19 protein-coding genes and 1 pseudogene are annotated in these 19963 nt (G+C 53.1%); 9 read left to right on the top strand and 11 right to left on the bottom strand.

Annotation, left to right across the window (positions count from 1 at the left end):
* Nucleotides 1-10: 10 nt before the first annotated feature.
* From FDX14_RS13850 to FDX14_RS13835, 4 genes and pseudogenes are all read left to right on the top strand, one after another.
* Entirely contained in the window at nt 11-1429 is a 1419-nt protein-coding gene (locus tag FDX14_RS13850; protein WP_042311309.1) for a glutamate synthase small subunit, read from the top strand.
* An 82-nt stretch (nt 1430-1511) separates the two neighbouring features.
* Nucleotides 1512-1595: pseudogene (locus FDX14_RS25440) on the top strand (hypothetical protein); the annotation flags it as partial.
* A 118-nt stretch (nt 1596-1713) separates the two neighbouring features.
* Nucleotides 1714-2967: a cytosine permease gene (codB, locus tag FDX14_RS13840; RefSeq protein ID WP_042311311.1), complete on the top strand. Its 1254-nt coding sequence runs from the start codon at nt 1714-1716 to the stop codon at nt 2965-2967.
* Nucleotides 2954-4234 (top strand): cytosine deaminase, encoded by a 1281-nt coding sequence (locus tag FDX14_RS13835; protein ID WP_137349696.1) that lies wholly within the window; start codon nt 2954-2956, stop codon nt 4232-4234. The genes codB and FDX14_RS13835 overlap by 14 nt, the downstream gene beginning before the upstream one ends.
* A 58-nt stretch (nt 4235-4292) precedes the next feature.
* Here the strand turns inward: FDX14_RS13835 and nanQ are convergent, their stop codons facing one another.
* The 5 genes from nanQ to nanR all read right to left on the bottom strand — a co-directional run bounded on the left by nanQ (nt 4293) and on the right by nanR (nt 9282).
* Nucleotides 4293-4760 (bottom strand): N-acetylneuraminate anomerase, encoded by a 468-nt coding sequence (gene nanQ, locus FDX14_RS13830; protein WP_137349727.1) that lies wholly within the window; start codon nt 4758-4760, stop codon nt 4293-4295.
* Between the two features lie 2 nt (nt 4761-4762).
* On the bottom strand, nt 4763-5632 hold the full coding sequence (nanK, locus tag FDX14_RS13825) for an N-acetylmannosamine kinase (protein ID WP_137349695.1): 870 nt from the start codon (nt 5630-5632) through the stop codon (nt 4763-4765).
* Nucleotides 5633-5738: 106 nt separating this feature from the next.
* A complete protein-coding gene (gene nanT / locus FDX14_RS13820) occupies nt 5739-7229 on the bottom strand; it encodes a sialic acid transporter NanT (RefSeq protein ID WP_038634306.1) in 1491 nt (496 codons plus the stop codon).
* Between the two features lie 108 nt (nt 7230-7337).
* A complete protein-coding gene (gene nanA / locus FDX14_RS13815; protein ID WP_137349694.1) occupies nt 7338-8231 on the bottom strand; it encodes an N-acetylneuraminate lyase in 894 nt (297 codons plus the stop codon).
* Between the two features lie 259 nt (nt 8232-8490).
* Nucleotides 8491-9282, bottom strand: coding sequence for a transcriptional regulator NanR (gene nanR, locus FDX14_RS13810; RefSeq protein ID WP_094301045.1), 792 nt, complete (start codon nt 9280-9282; stop codon nt 8491-8493).
* 359 nt (nt 9283-9641) lie between these two features.
* Here nanR and dcuC point away from each other — a divergent pair, with 359 nt between their 5' ends.
* Nucleotides 9642-11009 carry an anaerobic C4-dicarboxylate transporter DcuC gene (gene dcuC, locus FDX14_RS13805; RefSeq protein ID WP_042311319.1) on the top strand — a complete coding sequence of 456 codons (1368 nt, stop codon included), beginning with the start codon at nt 9642-9644 and terminating at the stop codon, nt 11007-11009.
* Nucleotides 11010-11058: 49 nt separating this feature from the next.
* Here dcuC and sspB read toward each other — a convergent pair whose 3' ends face one another.
* The 5 genes from sspB to zapE all read right to left on the bottom strand — a co-directional run bounded on the left by sspB (nt 11059) and on the right by zapE (nt 14687).
* The gene (gene sspB, locus FDX14_RS13800; protein ID WP_137349693.1) at nt 11059-11544 is read right to left on the bottom strand and encodes a ClpXP protease specificity-enhancing factor; all 486 of its coding nucleotides are present in this window, start codon (nt 11542-11544) and stop codon (nt 11059-11061) included.
* 5 nt (nt 11545-11549) lie between these two features.
* Nucleotides 11550-12188 carry a stringent starvation protein SspA gene (gene sspA / locus FDX14_RS13795; protein WP_003025132.1) on the bottom strand — a complete coding sequence of 213 codons (639 nt, stop codon included), beginning with the start codon at nt 12186-12188 and terminating at the stop codon, nt 11550-11552.
* Between the two features lie 316 nt (nt 12189-12504).
* Entirely contained in the window at nt 12505-12897 is a 393-nt protein-coding gene (gene rpsI / locus FDX14_RS13790; RefSeq protein WP_003025138.1) for a 30S ribosomal protein S9, read from the bottom strand.
* A 15-nt stretch (nt 12898-12912) separates the two neighbouring features.
* A complete protein-coding gene (rplM, locus tag FDX14_RS13785) occupies nt 12913-13341 on the bottom strand; it encodes a 50S ribosomal protein L13 (protein WP_003025141.1) in 429 nt (142 codons plus the stop codon).
* 218 nt (nt 13342-13559) lie between these two features.
* Entirely contained in the window at nt 13560-14687 is a 1128-nt protein-coding gene (zapE, locus tag FDX14_RS13780) for a cell division protein ZapE (RefSeq protein WP_137349692.1), read from the bottom strand.
* A 192-nt stretch (nt 14688-14879) separates the two neighbouring features.
* Between zapE and zapG the strand changes: the two genes are divergently transcribed.
* From zapG to degS, 3 genes are all read left to right on the top strand, one after another.
* Nucleotides 14880-15278 (top strand): Z-ring associated protein ZapG, encoded by a 399-nt coding sequence (zapG, locus tag FDX14_RS13775; protein WP_003025147.1) that lies wholly within the window; start codon nt 14880-14882, stop codon nt 15276-15278.
* 168 nt (nt 15279-15446) lie between these two features.
* On the top strand, nt 15447-16814 hold the full coding sequence (gene degQ / locus FDX14_RS13770) for a serine endoprotease DegQ (RefSeq protein ID WP_042311323.1): 1368 nt from the start codon (nt 15447-15449) through the stop codon (nt 16812-16814).
* 89 nt (nt 16815-16903) lie between these two features.
* Entirely contained in the window at nt 16904-17971 is a 1068-nt protein-coding gene (gene degS / locus FDX14_RS13765) for an outer membrane-stress sensor serine endopeptidase DegS (protein WP_042311325.1), read from the top strand.
* 94 nt (nt 17972-18065) lie between these two features.
* Here the strand turns inward: degS and mdh are convergent, their stop codons facing one another.
* Entirely contained in the window at nt 18066-19001 is a 936-nt protein-coding gene (gene mdh, locus FDX14_RS13760) for a malate dehydrogenase (protein WP_038634337.1), read from the bottom strand.
* A gap of 436 nt (nt 19002-19437) precedes the next feature.
* Here mdh and argR point away from each other — a divergent pair, with 436 nt between their 5' ends.
* The gene (argR, locus tag FDX14_RS13750) at nt 19438-19908 is read left to right on the top strand and encodes a transcriptional regulator ArgR (RefSeq protein WP_003025162.1); all 471 of its coding nucleotides are present in this window, start codon (nt 19438-19440) and stop codon (nt 19906-19908) included.
* The last annotated feature ends 55 nt before the right edge of the window (nt 19909-19963 follow it).

Genomic DNA, 19963 nt, shown 5'->3' with positions numbered 1-19963 from the left:
GGTAGCAGCAATGAGTCAGAACGTATACCAATTTATCGACCTGCAGCGCGTTGATCCGCCGAAGAAACCGCTGAAGATCCGTAAGATCGAGTTTATCGAGATCTACGAGCCGTTTTCTGAAGGCCAGGCTAAAGCGCAGGCAGATCGCTGCCTGTCCTGCGGCAACCCGTACTGCGAGTGGAAGTGCCCGGTGCATAACTACATCCCGAACTGGCTGAAGCTGGCCAACGAGGGGCGTATTTTTGAAGCGGCCGAGCTGTCACACCAGACTAACACCCTGCCGGAAGTTTGCGGTCGCGTCTGCCCGCAGGATCGTCTGTGTGAAGGATCCTGTACCCTGAACGACGAGTTCGGCGCGGTGACCATCGGTAACATCGAGCGCTATATCAACGATAAAGCGTTCGAAATGGGCTGGCGTCCGGATATGACCGGTGTGCGCCAGACGGACAAACGCGTGGCGATTATCGGTGCGGGTCCGGCGGGCCTGGCCTGCGCTGATGTGCTAACCCGCAACGGCGTGAAGGCGGTGGTGTTTGATCGTCATCCGGAGATCGGTGGTCTGCTGACCTTCGGCATCCCGGCTTTCAAGCTGGAGAAAGAGGTCATGACCCGCCGCCGTGAAATCTTCACCGGCATGGGTATTGAGTTCAAACTCAATACCGAAGTGGGCCGCGACGTACAGCTCGACGACCTGCTGAAGGATTACGACGCGGTGTTCCTCGGCGTGGGTACTTACCAATCCATGCGCGGTGGGCTGGAAAACGAAGACGCTTCCGGCGTATTCGACGCCCTGCCGTTCCTAATCGCCAATACCAAACAGTTGATGGGCTTTGGCGAAAGCAGCGACGAGCCGTACATCAGCATGGAAGGCAAACGCGTCGTCGTTCTCGGCGGGGGCGATACCGCGATGGACTGTGTGCGCACCTCGGTTCGCCAGAACGCAGCGCACGTAATCTGCGCCTATCGCCGCGACGAAGAGAACATGCCGGGCTCCAAACGCGAGGTGAAAAACGCGCGTGAAGAAGGCGTGGAATTCCAGTTCAACGTACAGCCGTTAGGTGTGGAAGTGAATGCCAACGGTAAAGTATGCGGCGTGAAAATGGCGCGTACCGAAATGGGCGAACCGGATGCGAAAGGTCGTCGCCGCGCGGAGATCGTCGCCGGTTCCGAGCACGTTGTACCGGCGGATGCGGTGGTACTGGCGTTTGGTTTCCGTCCGCACAGTATGGAATGGTTGGCAAAACACAGCGTCGAACTGGATTCTCAGGGCCGGATTATCGCTCCGGAACGCAGTGACATCGCCTTCCAGACCAGCAACCCGAAAATCTTCGCCGGTGGCGACATCGTACGCGGTTCGGATCTGGTGGTCACCGCGATTGCCGAAGGTCGTAAAGCGGCTGACGGGATACTGAATTACCTGGAAGTGTAACTCTTCGGGCTCCCCTGCCACAGCCTGACGCTGATGGATGGGGAGCTAATATTTTTCCGCTTACATGGTCAGCTTACTGGTATTACTCACAGACGAACTTATTCGTTCGCAAACCATGCTGGAAACTCAACTCACACGCGGTGGTTCACTGACGACGGAGAAAAACCAGCAAACCATTAACGCCATGAATAATTATCAAGAAATTATCACGCGGAAACGTTTGCTTTATTCTGAGAACTGTATATTATGCGGCGGATTTTTTGGGCAAAATTCATGGAGGCGTTGTGTCGCAGGACAACAATTATAGCCAGGGCCCCGTCCCTCTGGCGGCGCGGAAAGGCGTGATACCACTAACGTTTGTTATGTTGGGGCTCACATTTTTTTCCGCCAGTATGTGGACCGGTGGCACACTCGGTACTGGTCTTTCTTATAATGATTTCTTCCTGGCAGTTCTCTTCGGTAATCTTCTCCTCGGTATTTACACTGCATTTCTCGGTTTCATCGGCGCAAAAACAGGGCTCTCGACCCACCTTCTGGCGCGTTATTCATTTGGGGTGAAAGGCTCCTGGCTTCCTTCACTGCTATTAGGCGGTACCCAGGTGGGTTGGTTTGGCGTGGGTGTGGCCATGTTTGCCATTCCGGTTGGCAAAGCGACGGGAATTGACGTCAATATCCTGATTGCGGTTTCCGGTCTGCTGATGACGATGACCATCTTTTTTGGCATCTCGGCACTGACCATTTTATCTATCATCGCCGTGCCCGCCATCGTCATTCTTGGCAGCTACTCCGTCTGGCTGGCGGTAAGCGATGTCGGCGGTTTAGACCATTTAAAAGCGATTGTGCCGCAAACGCCGCTTAATTTCTCCACCGCTCTGGCGCTGGTGGTAGGCTCGTTTGTCAGCGCCGGGACGTTAACCGCCGACTTCGTTCGCTTTGGCCGCAATGCCAAAGGCGCGGTGCTGATTGCCATGGTGGCGTTTTTCCTCGGCAACTCGCTGATGTTTATCTTCGGTGCGGCGGGTGCCGCTGCAGTCGGACAAGCGGATATTTCTGACGTGATGATAGCCCAGGGTCTGCTGCTGCCCGCAATTGTGGTACTCGGCTTGAATATCTGGACCACTAACGACAATGCGCTGTACGCATCGGGTCTGGGATTTGCCAATATTACCGGCCTTTCCAGCCGTACGCTGTCGGTGGCTAACGGCATTATTGGCACACTCTGCGCGCTGTGGCTTTACAATAACTTTGTTGGCTGGCTAACATTTCTGTCGGCAGCGATTCCGCCGATTGGCGGGGTGATTATCGCCGACTATCTGCTGAACCATCGCCGATATGCCGATTTCAGCAAAGCACGATTTATGACCGTCAACTGGATAGCTATTTTGTCCGTTGCACTGGGCATCGCCGCCGGTCACTATATTCCCGGTATTGTGCCAGTCAACGCCGTACTCGGCGGCGTGTTCAGTTATATCCTGCTGAATCCACTTTTCAATCGCAGCCTTGCTAAATCACCAGAGGTCAGCCATGCAGAACAATAACATCACCATCCGTCAGGCGCGTTTACAGGGACGCGAAGGATTGTGGCAGCTCACGATTGAAAACGGGCGCTTTAGCCGGATTGAGCCTCAGGACGCAGCTGCATTGCCGCAAGGTGAAGTACTTGATGCCGAGGGCGGTCTGGCAATCCCACCGTTCGTTGAGCCACATATTCATCTGGATACCACGCAAACCGCGGGTGAGCCGAGCTGGAACCAGTCTGGTACGTTGTTTGAGGGTATTGAACGCTGGGCCGAGCGTAAGGCAATGCTGACTCACGAAGACGTCAAAGCGCGCGCGATGCAGACCCTGAAATGGCAGATGGCTAACGGTATCCAGTATGTCCGTACCCACGTTGACGTTTCCGATCCTACGCTAACGGCTTTGAAAGCCATGCTGGAAGTGAAGCAAGAGGTCGCGCCGTGGGTAGAGCTGCAAATTGTCGCGTTCCCACAGGAAGGTATTCTGTCTTATCCCAACGGTGAAGCGCTGTTAGAGGAAGCCGTGCGTTTGGGGGCCGATGTCATCGGCGCGATTCCCCACTTTGAATTTACGCGTGAATATGGCGTGGAGTCGCTGCACAAAATCTTCGCCCTGGCGCAAAAATACGACCGACTTATCGATGTGCACTGCGACGAAATTGACGATGAGCAATCACGCTTTGTTGAAACCGTCGCGGCGCTGGCGCATCGCTACAATATGGGCGAGCGCGTGACCGCCAGTCATACCACGGCAATGCACTCCTATAACGGCGCATATGCTTCCCGTCTTTTCCGCCTGTTAAAAATGTCCGGTATTAACTTCGTGGCGAATCCGCTGGTCAATATTCACCTGCAAGGACGCTTTGACACTTATCCTAAACGCCGCGGCGTCACGCGCGTCAAAGAGATGCTGGAAGCGGAGATCAACGTCTGCTTCGGTCATGATGACGTCTTCGATCCGTGGTATCCATTAGGTACAGCAAATATGTTACAGGTGCTGCATATGGGTTTACACGTGTGCCAGCTGATGGGATACGGGCAGATAAATGATGGACTGAATCTGATCACTACCCACAGCGCGAAAACTTTGCACCTGCAGGACTATGGCCTGAGCGTGGGGAACTCTGCGAATCTGGTGATTTTACCGGCTGAAAATGGATTTGACGCGGTTCGTCGCCAGACGCCTGCGCGATATTCTATTCGTCACGGGCGAGTCATTGCCGAGACGCTCCCCAGCCAAACCACGCTGCATTTGACGCAGCCGGAAGCAGTGACGTTTAAGCGCTAAATTTATATCCCGTGTCGGATGGCGCAAACCTTGTCATCCGACACCGTCTCTCTCATCGTCAGGCGTGTAATAAGCTGGCGCGCACCTTAATCACGACTTTTTTGATTTCCCCTGGCTCCTCCACCGCACAACCCGGTTTATGCGGCTCACCCGGCATAAAAATTGCGAATCTTCCCGGCTTTAAAGTGAGCGCCTGCTCATCGGTAATGTGATTGCACAGCTGATAATCGTCCTCAGCATGCATTTCTTCGCACTGGCGAGCAGAATCGGTCATCCCGAACAGAATGCATTCTTCACCGGACAACAGCACCTGAATGTCAATGTACTGCTGATGCAGCTCCGCTTTCTTTTGCTCCGGGCTCTGCGTGGCGAACTGCATAACGTTCATAAAAATATTGTCGCCCTGCAGCTCATAGCGTCCTGGTGGTTTCTCCTGCGGTCTTGCCGCAACGGCCAGCGTTAGTGCTTCCTGTAATACCGGATGTAATCCGGAAGAAGGCAGTGAACGCAATTCATCTGTGATCATCATTATTCTCCCCGGGCCAACAGCGCGGCCCCCAATAATCCAGCGTCATGACGGTAATGCGCCGCCAGTAATTCCACGTGATAGGCCGCAGGCTCTTGTGCCAGATAATGTTCCACCAGCGCCAGGTATCCTTCAGCCAACCCAACGCTGCCGCCAATGACCGCGCACTGGCAATCGGTCATGGCCTTCACATCGGCGACAAGCCTTGCCAATGTTCGCGCTGAGCGATGGATCAACCGGCTTGCCTGCTCATCCCCCTGCCCGGCACGGCTAAAAATAGTTTTGGCGTCGCATCCGGCAAGCGCGCCTTCGGCAGCCGCCGCGATCCCTCGACCGGATGCGATCGCCTCAACGCAGCCCACCCGCCCGCAGCCGCACACGGGGCCATGCGGATCGGCCAGCGTGTGTCCCAGATGCCCGGCCAGACCGCCGACTCCGGTCAGCAGTTTCCCTGCACTCACGACTCCGCCGCCCACGCCGGTGGAAACGGTAATAAACACCATATCGTGGTACTCGCCGCCAAGCGCATGATACTCAGCCCACGCCGCGGCCTGAGCGTCATTGACCGCCAGCGTCGGCAAACCAGTGAGATCTTTTAGCGTTTGCAGCAGCGGAAAATGCAGCAACCCGCCGAGGTTATGCGGATTCAGCGCCAGCAGAGAACCCTCACGGATAATCCCCGTCGAGGCGATCGCCACCCGCTTCACCTGCTCTTGTAGCGGCGCAATCAGTGCCTGTAACGCGGCGCGCAGCGCATCCGGCGTTTTGCTGGCAGGTGTTGGCAATTCGCGCCGTTCGCGGATTCGCAGGTTGCTGTCCACCAGCGCTGCAGCCAGTTTGGTGCCACCGATATCAATCGCCAGCGTAGTCATGACGCAGCCTTCTGCTTCGCGGTGATAATCTTTTTATCCCGTTGCTTAAATAACGACATCGTTCTTCCCTTTCGCTAGTTGCCCGGTTTAGCGCCGGGCAACCCGATTAACTTTTGGATTTCACCATGGTGCTTTTGTCACCGCCGAACGGCACGGCCCCGCTAAATGGCCGACCATCGATGGCATCATGCGTGCGTAACGCTTCAGGGCGCAGCCAGCGCTGTACGCGGGACGGCATATCGAGACCAATCAGCAGGATCACCACAAATGTCAGGCCGAAGGAGAGCGATCCCAACGCGGTGCCCAGATCCAGACGTTGTGCAATCAGTGCGCCGATGATCGGTGCCAGTGCCCCGCCAAGCGCCCCAACGTTGTAGGTGAAGCCCAGACCCGCAGCTCGCTGGTCGGTATCGAAATAGCCACCAATTAATTTCGGTAAGATCCCGGAGATCCCTTGACCGAGCATTTGCTGGAAAAACAGCAGCAAACCGAGTACCCAGACGTTTGAACCACCGATCGCAAACACCGGAATAATCAGCAACTGCGAGGCCAAAAGACTGCAGACATAGGCTTTACGGGTGCCCAGCCAGTCGCCAAGAAACCCACCGACGCAACAACCGACCGCCGCGCCAAAGCCGCTAAAGAAGAGCACTCTGGCAACCGTTGAGGGGTCATACATGAGTTCGGTTTTCAGATACGTGGGCAGCAGCGCCTGAATCGGCCACGAGTAAAGGAAAGCGAACAGCACGACGACCATCAGCATGACGCCCGTGGGCCAACGCTTACCGCTGCTTTGCACCATAAAGCTAATGAAGATAAATGCGCATATCAGTCCGAGAATCGCCACGATAGCCGCATTTTGCAGATTGCCCGCAAAGCAGAACCACAGCGCGGTTGCGGCGGCGAGAGTCATCAGAATATTGATAACCCGATGTTCGCCCCGATAGAGAATGTCCACCATCGTACGCACCGGCGCTTTGCCTTCGTGTTTCTCTTTCCAGTCTTCCGCTTCCGGAATATTTTTACGCAGCCAGAGGGCGAAGATAATCGGCAGAATGCCGATGAAGAACAGCGCGCGCCATCCCCAGACCGGGACCACCAGGCTGTAAACCTGGGCGGCGACCACTGCGCCAACGGAGAAGCCGGAGATCAGGAAACCACTGGCTTTGTTACGCAGGTGTTTAGGCCAGCTTTCAATGACATAGGTGGCGCTGGAGCCGTACTCGCCAGCCATCCCCATCCCGATAACCAGGCGAGCGATAAACATGGTGGTGTAGCCTGGCGCGAAGCCGCAAGCCAGCGTCCCGACAGAGAACAGAATGATGCTGGTGACCATCGCCAGACGGCGTCCGTAACGGTCGCCCATGGCCCCCAACATTAACCCGCCAAACCAGCGGGAGATAAAGGCGGCTGAAATCAAACTGGCAGCCTGCACCGTCGTCAGGCCGAATTCGCCTTGTACTTCCGTCAGCACAAGGGCGATTAACACAAAATCAAAACCATCAAGTAAATATCCCAGCCAGGCGGCGGAAAATGCCCGCCATTGCGCCCGATTGAGATGGCGATACCACGGGATGCTCTGGGTAGAAGTACTCATTTTACTCTCCCGACGATTTTTGTTGTTGTGCCGGATAGCGGCTTTGCCTTATCCGGCCTACGGTCGAAAATCCAGGCCGGGCGAGCAAAGCTCCCCGGCGACCCGCGATTACGCCTTTTCCGCCAGCAGTTGGTTAGCCAGCGCTTTCAGTTCTGGCAGATAGCGTTCATCTACCGGGGCAAACGGCTTACGACACAGAGGAACAGAAACCACGTCCATATAGTGCAGTACCGTTTTCAGGCCGCGGAACACGCCAACCTTAATGAGCAGATCGATAACCTTATTGCACTCAGTTTGCAGCTTTTGTGCCGTCCGAATGTCGCCTTCTTTGAGTGCTTTCACAATTCCCTGATAACGCCATCCCATGATGTTGTAAGTGCTACCGATACCGCCATCTGCACCCGCCAGCAAACCAGAAGCGAAGATCTCGTCATAACCGTTATAAAGCACCAGATCGGGATGAGCACGGCGGATCTGCTCCATCTGATAGAGATCGCCGGAAGTTTGCTTCAGCGCGCCAACGCCTGGTAGCGTCACCAGCGTGTTGATCTGATCCAGCGTCAGTTTTACGCCGCTCAGCGCCGGGATGTTATAGACCACCATCGGCAATCCATTCGCCGAATCAATGATTGCGCGGTAGTGATCGCAGTGTTCTTCAAAACTGAACGGATAGTAAAACGGCGTGACGGCTGAAACCGCATCAAAGCCGTAGCGATGCGCGGCGCTCGCCAGTTGCTGGCTCTCTTCGGTACTCACCGTGCCAACATGGGCGATAAGCGTCACCTTGCCTTTCGCTTCTTCGGCAACAATTTCCAGCACCTGCTCTCTTTCAACGCGGTTTTGGACAAAGGCCTCGCCCGTAGAGCCACCGACATAGAGCCCATCAATACCCTGGCCAATGTTGAAACGCACCAGCCGGCGCAGACTCTCAACATCCAGCCGCTGTTGGTTATCGAATGGGGTTAACAACGCTGGCATTACGCCTTTTAGATCTCTTGCCATAACTACCTCTGTCGATGATTAGTGTTATCTGATTGCATACCTTTATACCTGTTATACCAGATCAAATAAGCAGCAATACAATACAGAACGCTTATAGTGCGATCTACTTCACTAAACACTTCATTCTTCAAGCCGCCTCTGCGTTAGCTGCGTTCGCTCACCCCTGTCACATAGTTACCTATGCTCCAGGGGATTCGCTCTCTTGCCGCCTTGATGCAACTTGAATGATTTTGTGTTTAAACGATCGTCAGGATCGCGATCACTTACGCAATTTTTTACTTTTGCTGAAGGCGTGCCAGGTCGCGGAAACGCTGTTGAGGTGTTCTTGCAGTGCGCGGTCAGCTTCCTCAGGATCGCGCTGACGAATAGCCTCTACAATCGCGATATGCTGCTGATAACTCACGTTGTTGTGCTCATACAACTCTTGATCGGCAACGGTCGGGCGGGCGGCAATAAGCCAGTCTAATAGCGCAACATGGATCGCCATAAAGATGGGATTGCCCGGGATCTCCGCCAGCACACGGTGAAAATCAACGTCCGAGCGAATGAATAGCGTATTGTCATCCAGCGACTGGCTGTTGATCTCCAGTGCTTTCGCCAGTCTGGCGATTTGCTCGTCAGTGGCGTGTTCTGCGGCGTATCGTACCAGGCTGGATTCAAAGAACAGTCGCAACTGCTCGAAGTGGGCAATGCCGCCGGGATGCGCGAGGAAATCTTTGGCCATACCGGACAGCTCGCTAATAATGGTATCAGCCGAAGGACGCGAAACGCGGGCGCGCTCGCCGTTGTTGATTTGTACCAGGCCTTTGCGTTTTAACGCTGCCAGCGCTTCTCGTACAGAAGGACGACCCACGTTAAAGAAGGCCATCAGCTCCCGCTCAGACGGCAGTTGTTCCCCCTCGCCAAATTCCCGACGACGGATCATCTGCTCCAGTTCTTCTTCAACCATCTCAGACAGTTTTTTACGCGCCAGCGGGCGATTGCGTAAGCTACGGCCAATGGTGGATGGAGAGTCTTCAGCTTGCGAATCAAATGCGTTCATAGGGCCTATTCAGCTAAGTCGTGGTGACAAACAACAGCGGGTTTATCCTAACACAGGATCGAAAGCAGGGTGAAATGATGGTCATCCAGACAGGCTGACTTATGAATAATATATTTATTATTCATATTATATTTAGCTTGAACATGCCGATTACCTTTAATTAAACAAGGCTATATCGGCTTCGTGAAATTTCCGAATATGAATGTGAGAATTTATCATAACCCACTATTTTATAACATAAAATAAATTAACCATTGCGTTAAAAATAAGATATCCACTCCATAAAAAGTGTCCAGAAAAATATAACATCCGTTTTGACAACAGCATTATTACCGGATTTATCATCTTCCCTGGCATGGAGTGAAACAATGTTCGGCATCATTATCTCTGTCATCGTTTTATTAACGATGGGTTACTTGATCCTCAAAAACTACAAACCCCAGGTCGTGCTGGCAGCAGCCGGGATCTTCCTGATGATCTGCGGCGTCTGGCTGGGTTACGGCGCGCTGGTCGCTGACGATAAAAGTAGTGGCTATCTACTGGTCGATATTTACAACGAAATTCTGCGTATGCTCTCAAATCGGGCGGCAGGGCTGGGTTTATCTATCATGGCGGTGGGTGGTTATGCCCGTTATATGGACAGGATGGGGGCCAGCAGAGCGATGGTTAGCCTGTTAAGCCGACCGCTTAAGCTGATCCGTTCCCCCTATGTCGTGCTGGCCGCCACCTATGTGATTGGTCAGATCATGGCGCAGTTCATTACCAGCGCTTCCGGGTTAGGCATGCTACTGATGGTGACGCTTTTCCCAACGCTGGTCAGTCTTGGCGTGAGTCGATTATCCGCGGTTGCGGTCATTGCCACCTCGATGTCGATTGAATGGGGCATTCTGGAAACCAACTCTATTTTTGCCGCGCAGGTCGCGGGCATGAAAATCGCCACCTACTTCTTCCATTACCAGCTCCCCGTCGCTTCATGCGTCATTATCGCTGTCGCCATTGCGCATTTTTTCGTACAGCGCCGATTTGATAAAAAAACGTTACCGGAAAACAACGGGTTCGCTGAGCAAAAGACGCTGGAAGATGTACCCCCGCTGTATTACGCCATTTTACCGGTGATGCCGCTGATCCTGATGTTGGGTTCGCTGTTGCTGGCACATATGGGATTAATGCAGGCAGAACTGAATCTGGTAGTGGTGATGCTCATGAGCATGACGCTGACCATGTTTGTCGAATTCCTGCATAAACATAATCTGCGCGAAACAATGGATGATGTGCAGGCTTTTTTTGACGGCATGGGGACACAGTTTGCCAACGTTGTCACACTGGTGGTCGCCGGTGAGATCTTTGCCAAAGGGTTGACGACTATCGGGACAGTGGACGCAGTGATTAAAGGCGCGGAACACTCCGGCCTTGGCGGCATCGGCGTAATGATCATCATGGCCGTGGTCATTGCCGCCTGTGCGATCGTCATGGGCTCAGGCAACGCACCGTTTATGTCTTTTGCCAGCCTGATCCCGGATATTGCCGCCGGGCTGCATATTCCGGCAGTAGTGATGATTATGCCGATGCATTTTGCCACTACGCTGGCTCGCGCGGTATCACCGATTACCGCAGTGATCGTCGTGACTTCAGGTATTGCCGGCGTGTCACCCTTTGAGGTGGTAAAGCGCACCGCTATTCCGATGGCAGTGGGGTTTGTGGTGAATATGATAGTCACCATCGCGCTGTTTTATTGATTGCAGAGCCAGAAAACAGAACAGGCCCGAAAGGGCCTGTTTTCTTATTTCACGGGCGCCCGCCGCGGGGCGGCGGAGGAGTGTCATCCGGATCGTTGTCGTCGCTGTTGTCAGGCTTATCGCCATCAATGACCGACATGACCGTTTCACTCTCAAAACCAGACGCTTCGTTGTCGTCATCATTTAAGCTGGCGACATCTTCGTCGTAGGCGGCTTCCGGTTCAAACATCGTACCGGCGCCGTTTTCACGAGCATAAATAGCCAGAACTGCAGCCAGCGGGACGGAAACCTGACGCGGCACACCACCGAAGCGCGCGTTAAAGCGTACTTCGTCATTTGTCAGTTCCAGGTTCCCCACCGCGCGCGGTGCAATATTCAGAACTATTTGCCCGTCACGTGCGTATTCCATCGGAACCTGCACGTCCTGGAGCGTCACATCCACCACCAGATGCGGCGTGAGCTGGTTGTCTAACAACCACTCATAGAATGCGCGCAGCAGATACGGACGGCGTGGTGTTAGCTGTGGCAAATCCATACAGGTTAACCCCGGCCCAGACGCATTTCACGTTCAGGCTCAGTCAGAGAAGCCAGGAAAGAATCACGTTCAAAGACGCGAGTCATATAACCTTTCAGTTCTTTCGAACCGGCACCGTTGAATTCAATACCCAGCTGCGGTAAACGCCACAGCAGCGGCGCCAGGTAGCAGTCTACCAGGCTGAACTCATCGCTCAGGAAGTAAGGTTTCTGACCGAATACTGGCGCGATTGCCAGCAGCTCTTCGCGCAGACGCTTACGCGCGACCTCGGCTTCAGAAGCGGAACCGTTCACGATGACGTTCATCAGCGTGTACCAGTCTTTTTCGATACGCTGCATGTACAGGCGGCTTTCACCACGCGCAACCGGGTAAACCGGCATCAGCGGCGGATGCGGGAAGCGCTCATCCAGGTATTCCATAATGATGCGAGATTCCCACAGGGTCAGCTCACGATCCACCAGTGTCGGTACGCTCTGATTCGGGTTGAGGTCGATCAGATCCTGAGGTGGATTGTCCTTCTCCACGTGCTCAATCTCGAAACTAACACCTTTTTCAGCCAGCACGATGCGGACCTGATGGCTATAGATGTCAGTAGGACCAGAAAACAGCGTCATTACCGAACGTTTGTTGGCAGCGACAGCCATGAAAACCTCCAGGTATATTCAGAATTTTTACTGCTACCAGCCACTCAGTGGCCAGCCAGAAGTGATGTCACCCAGACTCAGGAAAGCCATTACTGTTCAAAATACAAACAAAAAATGAGCGATACCTGACATTTGGGCAGAAAATTGGATGATAGTTTACCAGATTTTGTGACCTTTGTGGTGAGTCGATTCTTGAAATGGGGAAAAAGAGGTGGCAATCAGCGGATTACCGTGCTTCCACGGGGAGCAATAGTGATAAAAAAACCCGCCGAAGCGGGTTTTTTCGCAAATTGTTGTCTGCCGAAGCAGAAAGCAATTAACGTTTGGAGAACTGCGGACGACGACGTGCTTTACGCAGACCGACTTTCTTACGTTCAACCTGACGAGCATCACGGGTAACGAAGCCAGCTTTACGCAGTTCGCCACGCAGGGATTCGTCATACTCCATCAGAGCGCGGGTGATACCGTGACGGATCGCACCAGCCTGACCAGAGATACCACCACCTTTAACAGTGATGTACAGATCCAGTTTCTCAACCATGTCGACCAGTTCCAGCGGCTGACGAACTACCATGCGGGCAGTTTCACGACCGAAGTACTGTTCCAGAGAACGTTGGTTGATTACGATTTTACCACTACCCGGTTTGATGAAAACGCGAGCTGCGGAACTTTTGCGGCGACCAGTGCCGTAGTATTGATTTTCAGCCATTGCCTATAATCCCGATTAGATGTCAAGAACTTGCGGTTGCTGTGCCGCGTGGTTGTGCTCGTTGCCAGCGTAAACTTTCAGTTTACGGAACATAGCACGACCCAGCGGGCCTTTTGGCAGCATGCCTTTAACCGCGATTTCAAGCACACGCTCAGGACGGCGAGCAATCATCTCTTCAAAGGTCGCTTGTTTGATACCACCGATGTGACCGGTGTGGTGATAGTACACTTTGTCAGTACGCTTGTTGCCGGTTACAGCAACTTTGTCAGCGTTCAGAACGATGATGTAATCACCAGTATCTACGTGCGGAGTATATTCCGCTTTGTGCTTACCGCGCAGGCGCAGAGCCAGTTCGGAAGCCAGACGGCCCAGAGTTTTACCGGTCGCGTCAACAACATACCAGTCGCGTTTTACGGTTTCTGGTTTAGCTGTAAAAGTTTTCATTAAAAGCTTACCCAAATAAATAAGTTACACGTTGGTGAACACCCAAACGTTTTGTCAGTTGAGGTTCACACGACATTGTCCAGCAAACCTACCCCTTCGAATAGCCTATGCCGGCGCATAGAAAGTTTTGGGAAAAAAACTCTCTCGTAACGTGGGGTCGCAAGATTATAGAGAAGTCAGGGTCAAAGATCGACCCCTTTATGTGATTTGCGGCAGGTTTAACCGGCTAAATGTTCCCGCTTCAAATACTCCTCGCTTTGCATCTCCTGCAGACGCGACAAACAACGCTGGAATTCAAACTTCAGACGCTCGCCCTGGTAGATCTCATATAAGGGAGAGGCCGCACTCACCACCAACTTGACGTGGCGTTCGTAGAATTCATCCACCAGCGCGATAAAGCGTCGCGCCTCGCTTTCCATCAGCGGGGTCATGACCGGCACATCAAACAACAGCACCGTGTGGAACAGACGCGACAGCGCAATATAGTCATGCTGACTACGGGCATCGACGCAGAGCGTGGTGAACGACACCGCCAGCGTTTGGTTTTCGACGGCCAGCGTCGGCAACGGACGATGGTTAATCTCCAGCGTCGGCGCATGCTCACTTTTGGTTCCCGCTAGTGCCAGCCACAGCTTATCCATCTGCTGGCTGGTTTCATCATTCAGAGGCGACAACCACAAATGCGCCTGAGTTAAGGTGCGCAGACGATAATCGACGCCGGCATCAACATTCATGATGTCGCAATGCTGCTTGATGGCATCAATGGCAGGAAGAAAACGCGTGCGTTGCAAACCGTTGCGATACAGGTCGTCCGGCGGAATATTGGAGGTCGCCACCAGCGTGATGCCCCGGGCAAATAGCGCCTTCATTAAGCCGCCAAGCAGCATGGCGTCGGTGATATCAGAAACAAAAAATTCGTCGAAGCACAGCACGTCCGTTTCGGCCTTAAAGCGGTCGGCAATGATTTCCAGCGGATCGCTATGCCCCTGCAGGGCGGTAAGTTCTTCATGGACACGCAGCATAAAACGGTGAAAGTGCAAACGCTGTTTACGCCCGCCCGGCAGACTATGGTAGAACAGATCCATCAGCCAGGTCTTCCCGCGTCCGACCCCGCCCCACATATACAAACCACGCACCGGCGGGTTGGTCGGCGACTCACGCTTGCCCAGCAATTTGCCAAAACGCGCCATCAGACCATTCTCCTGCGGGGCAGGACGAGCTGGCGTCTTTAACGCCTGGAAAATGGTTTCCAGTCGATTCACGGCTTCTTGTTGTACGCTGTCGGGCTGATGAGTGCCGTCTGTAAGGGCTTGTTGGTAACGCGATGTCGGGGAAAGGCTTTGCATGATGTTATTGTTATTCCTTGAGAATCGATGTGCCGTCGCTCACGGTTGACGAAAAAAAGGCCGTTCTACATTACGTGATATAAACACGGGATTCCACTTCTACGGGATTAGCGGTTATAGTGGCATAATCAGGCGCAGGCATGGAGCCTAAAGCCAACACCCTACGGAAACACAAGACAACGGGAGATGTTCATGACCTGGGAATATGCGCTAATTGGGTTAGTCGTCGGTATCATTATTGGTGCTGTAGCCATGCGTTTTGGTAATCGTAAATTACGCCAACAGCAGGCATTGCAGTACGAACTGGAAAAAAATAAAGCTGAGCTGGAAGAGTACCGCGAAGAGCTGGTAAGCCACTTTGCCCGCAGCGCTGAATTGCTGGATAACATGGCGGACGATTATCGTCAGATCTACCAGCATATGGCGAAAAGCTCGAGCAACCTGCTGCCGGGTATGTCGCCGGAAAACAACCCGTTCCGTAATCGTCTGGCAGAGTCCGAAGCTGGCAACGATCAGGCACCGGTTCAGATGCCGCGTGACTATTCTGAAGGGGCCTCCGGCCTGCTGCGTAGTGGCGCAAAGCGCGACTAAACGCACATCGTTAAGAAATTTATTGGGCGCAGTAATTGCGCCCTCCGCTTCTCTTCCCGTCCCAGCTATTATTTAGTCGTTAGCCTCATTGTGACCAAACCGAAAATTCAATAACATCAAACTGTTTTGAATCATCTTCCGTTTACTCAAGGTACGAGAGCAGGATCCATGAAAAAACAAACCCAGCTGTTGAGTGCATTAGCGTTAAGTGTCGGGTTAACTCTCTCGGCGCCATTCCCGGCCGTTGCGTCGATTCCCGGCCAGGTTCCCGGTCAGGCTGCGCTTCCCAGCCTTGCCCCGATGCTGGAGAAAGTGTTACCTGCCGTGGTGAGCGTTAGGGTCGAAGGCACCGCTGTTCAAGGACAAAAAGTCCCGGAAGAGTTTAAAAAATTTTTTGGTGATGAGCTTCCCGACCAACCTTCACAACCTTTTGAAGGGCTGGGCTCAGGGGTCATTATTGATGCCGCAAAAGGCTACGTCCTGACCAATAACCACGTCATTAATCAGGCGCAAAAAATCAGCGTTCAGCTTAATGATGGCCGAGAGTTCGACGCGAAGCTGATCGGCAGTGACGATCAGAGCGATATCGCCCTGCTGCAAATTCAACACCCCAGTAACCTGACGCAAATCGCCATTGCCGACTCCGACAAACTCCGCGTGGGTGATTTCGCGGTGGCCGTAGGTAACCCGTTCGGTCTCGGGCAAACCGCCACCTCCGGCATCGTATCGGCATTAGGCCGCAGCGGGCTGAACCTGGAGGGGCTGGAAAACTTTATTCAGACCGATGCGTCCATCAACCGGGGTAACTCCGGCGGCGCGTTACTTAATCTCAACGGTGAGTTGATTGGCATTAACACCGCGATTCTGGCGCCCGGCGGCGGCAGCATCGGGATTGGCTTTGCGATCCCAAGCAACATGGCGCGCACGCTGGCGCAACAGTTGATGCAGTTTGGCGAAATCAAACGCGGTCTGTTAGGGATTAAAGGTACCGAAATGACCGCCGACATCGCGAAAGCGTTCAATCTGAATGTGCAGCGCGGGGCGTTTGTCAGCGAGGTTCTGCCCAACTCAGGTTCTGCCAAGGCGGGGGTGAAATCCGGTGACGTCATTACCAGTCTCAACGGTAAACCACTCAGCAGCTTTGCCGAACTGCGTTCACGCATTGCGACAACTGAACCAGGAACCAAGGTCAAACTGGGGCTGCTGCGTAACGGTAAACCGCTGGAGGTTGAAGTCACCCTGGATACCAGCACATCATCGTCCGCCAGTGCGGAAATGATCGCCCCTGCGTTGCAAGGCGCTACGCTCAGTGATGGTCAGTTAAAAGATGGCACTAAAGGCATCAAAATAGATAACGTTGAAAAAAGTAGTCCAGCCGCACAGGCTGGTCTGCATAAAGATGACGTTATCATTGGCGTTAACCGCGATCGCGTAAACTCGATTGCCGAAATGCGTAAGGTGCTGGAAGCGAAACCGGCGATTATCGCTCTGCAGGTGGTTCGCGGTAACGACAGTATTTACCTACTCCTGCGGTAATGCATTAAACCGGACATCAGCCCCCCGTGTGATGTCCGGTTAACTCGTGATATGCTGCTGCCGTTCCCTTTTTTAATGACGCCGCCATCATGTTTGTGAAGCTTTTACGTTCGGTCGCGATTGGTTTAATCGTCGGCGCCATTCTGCTGGCGGCGATGCCCTCTCTGCGCAAAATTAATACCCTTACTACACCGCAGTTCGACAGTGCAGATGAAACGCCCGCCAGCTATAACTCGGCGGTTCGCCGTGCTGCTCCTGCCGTCGTTAACGTTTATAACCGCAGTATGAACAGCACAGCACATAACCAGCTTGAGATCCGTACGCTCGGCTCAGGCGTTATCATGGATCAGCGCGGCTATATCATTACCAATAAGCACGTCATTAATGATGCTGACCAAATCATCGTCGCATTACAGGATGGGCGTGTATTTGAAGCGCTGCTTGTTGGCTCTGATACGTTAACCGACCTTGCAGTGCTGAAAATCAACGCGACTGGCGGCCTGCCGACCATCCCAATTAATAATAAACGCGTGCCGCACATCGGCGATGTGGTTCTCGCCATTGGTAACCCGTACAACCTTGGGCAAACCATCACTCAGGGGATTATCAGCGCCACCGGCCGTATTGGCCTGAACCCAACTGGGCGGCAAAACTTCCTGCAAACGGATGCCTCCATCAACCACGGTAACTCCGGCGGTGCGCTGGTCAACTCATTGGGGGAACTGATGGGCATTAATACGCTGTCATTTGATAAGAGCAACGACGGCGAAACCCCCGAAGGTATTGGCTTCGCCATTCCGTTTCAGTTGGCGACCAAAATCATGGATAAGCTGATTCGTGACGGGCGCGTGATACGCGGCTACATCGGCATCAGCGGTCGTGAAATTGCGCCACTGCATGCGCAGGGCGGCGGAATGGATCAAATTCAGGGGATCGTGGTTAACGAAGTGGCTCCGGACGGTCCGGCAGCGCAGGCCGGCATTCAGGTCAACGACTTGATCATTTCAGTCAATAATAAACCGGCGGTATCCGCGCTTGAGACCATGGACCAGGTTGCCGAAATTCGCCCAGGTTCGGTCATCTCCGTCGTCGTGATGCGCGATGACAAACAGCTGACGCTGCAGGTGACGATTCAGGAATACCCTGCGACAAACTGACGTTAGCACCGGATAACGTACTTTATCCGGCTATAAAAGTGTGGTGCATAAAAAAACCGGAGCCAGGCTCCGGTTTTTTATTTTCTGGCAGTTCTTACTTAACGAACTCTTCGCCCAGAGTGATATCTTTCTTCAACGTGTCCAGCATGCCTTCCAGCGCGCTTTGCTCAAACGCACTCAGCTTACCGATAGACTGACGTTCTTCTACGCCGTTTTTACCAAGCAGCAGCGGCTGAGAGAAGAAACGAGCATACTGGCCGTCGCCTTCAACGTAAGCACATTCAACCACGCCTTTTTCGCCGCTCAGTGCGCGAACCAGTGACAGGCCGAAACGTGCTGCGGCCTGACCCATAGACAGGGTAGCAGATCCGCCACCGGCTTTAGCTTCCACAACTTCAGTACCCGCGTTCTGGATACGTTTGGTCAGGTCAGCCGCTTCTTGCTCGGTGAAGCTCACGCCAGGAATTTGTGACAGCAATGGCAGAATGGTCACGCCAGAGTGGCCGCCAATAACCGGGACTTCAACGTCGCCAGGCTGTTTGCCTTTCAGTTCCGCAACAAAGGTATTGGAGCGGATAATGTCCAGCGTGGTCACGCCAAATAGTTTGTTCTTATCGTATACGCCTGCTTTTTTCAGCACTTCTGCAGCGATAGCAACGGTCGTGTTCACCGGGTTGGTGATGATACCGATACATGCTTTCGGACAGGTTTTAGCAACCTGCTGCACCAGGTTCTTCACGATACCGGCGTTGACGTTGAACAGGTCGGAACGATCCATACCCGGTTTACGCGCGACACCCGCAGAGATCAGTACTACATCAGCACCTTCCAGTGCAGGGGTAGCGTCTTCACCGCTGAAGCCTTTGATTTTCACAGCAGTAGGGATATGGCTCAAATCAACGGCCACACCAGGTGTTACTGGAGCGATGTCGTACAGGGAGAGTTCTGAACCTGAAGGCAGTTGGGTTTTTAACAGTAATGCTAGCGCCTGACCGATACCACCAGCAGCGCCGAGGACTGCAACTTTCATCCTAAACTCCTTATTATATTGATAAGCAAAGTGTCTATTGCTCCGCGGCGGCGACCTTAATCCACAAATCCAACGAATACAACAACCACGCGTCAAGAATGCGTAGTCACGCAAATTTGGCTTTTATGCATTTAACTTACGTAAAATAAAACCTAAGTTACGTAATTCAAAAGCACCCGCACAGTAGAGCAACTTTCCAACAGGTGCTGACAATATACCCTACCCGCCTCTCAAAACAACATCAATTTGATAACAATTAATTTACTTTTAACCTTATTTGCGCGCCGTGACACAGGCATGTTTCTTGATAACGAAATTTGATAAAATTCCGCTCTTTCATAACATTATTTCAGCCTTTACCAGGGCAGACCGTTTGCATAAAAATTCATCTGTATGCACAATAATGTTGTTTCTACCGCCATATTACGGGTGACTTATGCGAAGCTCGGCAAAACAAGAAGAATTAGTGAAGGCGTTTAAAGCGCTACTTAAAGAAGAAAAGTTCAGCTCTCAGGGCGAAATCGTCCTCGCATTGCAGGATCAGGGCTTTGATAATATCAATCAGTCCAAGGTTTCACGCATGCTGACCAAGTTTGGCGCGGTGCGTACCCGCAATGCGAAAATGGAAATGGTGTACTGCCTGCCGGCAGAGTTGGGGGTGCCTACAACCTCCAGCCCGCTGAAGAATTTGGTACTGGATATCGACTATAACGATGCGGTCGTGGTTATTCACACCAGCCCCGGCGCTGCTCAGTTGATTGCCCGTCTGCTGGATTCGTTGGGTAAAGCGGAAGGTATTTTGGGAACGATTGCCGGTGACGATACCATCTTCACCACACCAGCTAAGGGTTTTACGGTAAAAGATCTGTACGAAGCCATTCTGGAGCTGTTCGAACAAGAACTGTAATGCCTTCTCCCCGTCGTCTCCCGGCGGGGAAAAACCTCTACTTTCCCCTCTTTGT

Source organism: Citrobacter sp. wls710, from assembly GCF_005281115.1.
Taxonomy (GTDB): domain Bacteria; phylum Pseudomonadota; class Gammaproteobacteria; order Enterobacterales; family Enterobacteriaceae; genus Citrobacter; species Citrobacter werkmanii.
The sequence above is the reverse complement of the archived record's forward strand: the minus strand, read 5'-3'. Positions and strand labels throughout refer to the sequence as shown.

Coding starts and splice junctions, on each gene's coding strand:
- FDX14_RS13850 (WP_042311309.1), top strand. CDS start 11: ATGAGTCAGAACGTATACCAATTTATCGACCTGCAGCGCGTTGATCCG.
- FDX14_RS13835 (WP_137349696.1), top strand. CDS start 2,954: ATGCAGAACAATAACATCACCATCCGTCAGGCGCGTTTACAGGGACGC.
- nanQ (WP_137349727.1), bottom strand. CDS start 4,760: ATGATCACAGATGAATTGCGTTCACTGCCTTCTTCCGGATTACATCCG.
- nanK (WP_137349695.1), bottom strand. CDS start 5,632: ATGACTACGCTGGCGATTGATATCGGTGGCACCAAACTGGCTGCAGCG.
- nanT (WP_038634306.1), bottom strand. CDS start 7,229: ATGAGTACTTCTACCCAGAGCATCCCGTGGTATCGCCATCTCAATCGG.
- nanA (WP_137349694.1), bottom strand. CDS start 8,231: ATGGCAAGAGATCTAAAAGGCGTAATGCCAGCGTTGTTAACCCCATTC.
- dcuC (WP_042311319.1), top strand. CDS start 9,642: ATGTTCGGCATCATTATCTCTGTCATCGTTTTATTAACGATGGGTTAC.
- sspB (WP_137349693.1), bottom strand. CDS start 11,544: ATGGATTTGCCACAGCTAACACCACGCCGTCCGTATCTGCTGCGCGCA.
- sspA (WP_003025132.1), bottom strand. CDS start 12,188: ATGGCTGTCGCTGCCAACAAACGTTCGGTAATGACGCTGTTTTCTGGT.
- rpsI (WP_003025138.1), bottom strand. CDS start 12,897: ATGGCTGAAAATCAATACTACGGCACTGGTCGCCGCAAAAGTTCCGCA.
- rplM (WP_003025141.1), bottom strand. CDS start 13,341: ATGAAAACTTTTACAGCTAAACCAGAAACCGTAAAACGCGACTGGTAT.
- zapE (WP_137349692.1), bottom strand. CDS start 14,687: ATGCAAAGCCTTTCCCCGACATCGCGTTACCAACAAGCCCTTACAGAC.
- zapG (WP_003025147.1), top strand. CDS start 14,880: ATGACCTGGGAATATGCGCTAATTGGGTTAGTCGTCGGTATCATTATT.
- degQ (WP_042311323.1), top strand. CDS start 15,447: ATGAAAAAACAAACCCAGCTGTTGAGTGCATTAGCGTTAAGTGTCGGG.
- degS (WP_042311325.1), top strand. CDS start 16,904: ATGTTTGTGAAGCTTTTACGTTCGGTCGCGATTGGTTTAATCGTCGGC.
- mdh (WP_038634337.1), bottom strand. CDS start 19,001: ATGAAAGTTGCAGTCCTCGGCGCTGCTGGTGGTATCGGTCAGGCGCTA.
- argR (WP_003025162.1), top strand. CDS start 19,438: ATGCGAAGCTCGGCAAAACAAGAAGAATTAGTGAAGGCGTTTAAAGCG.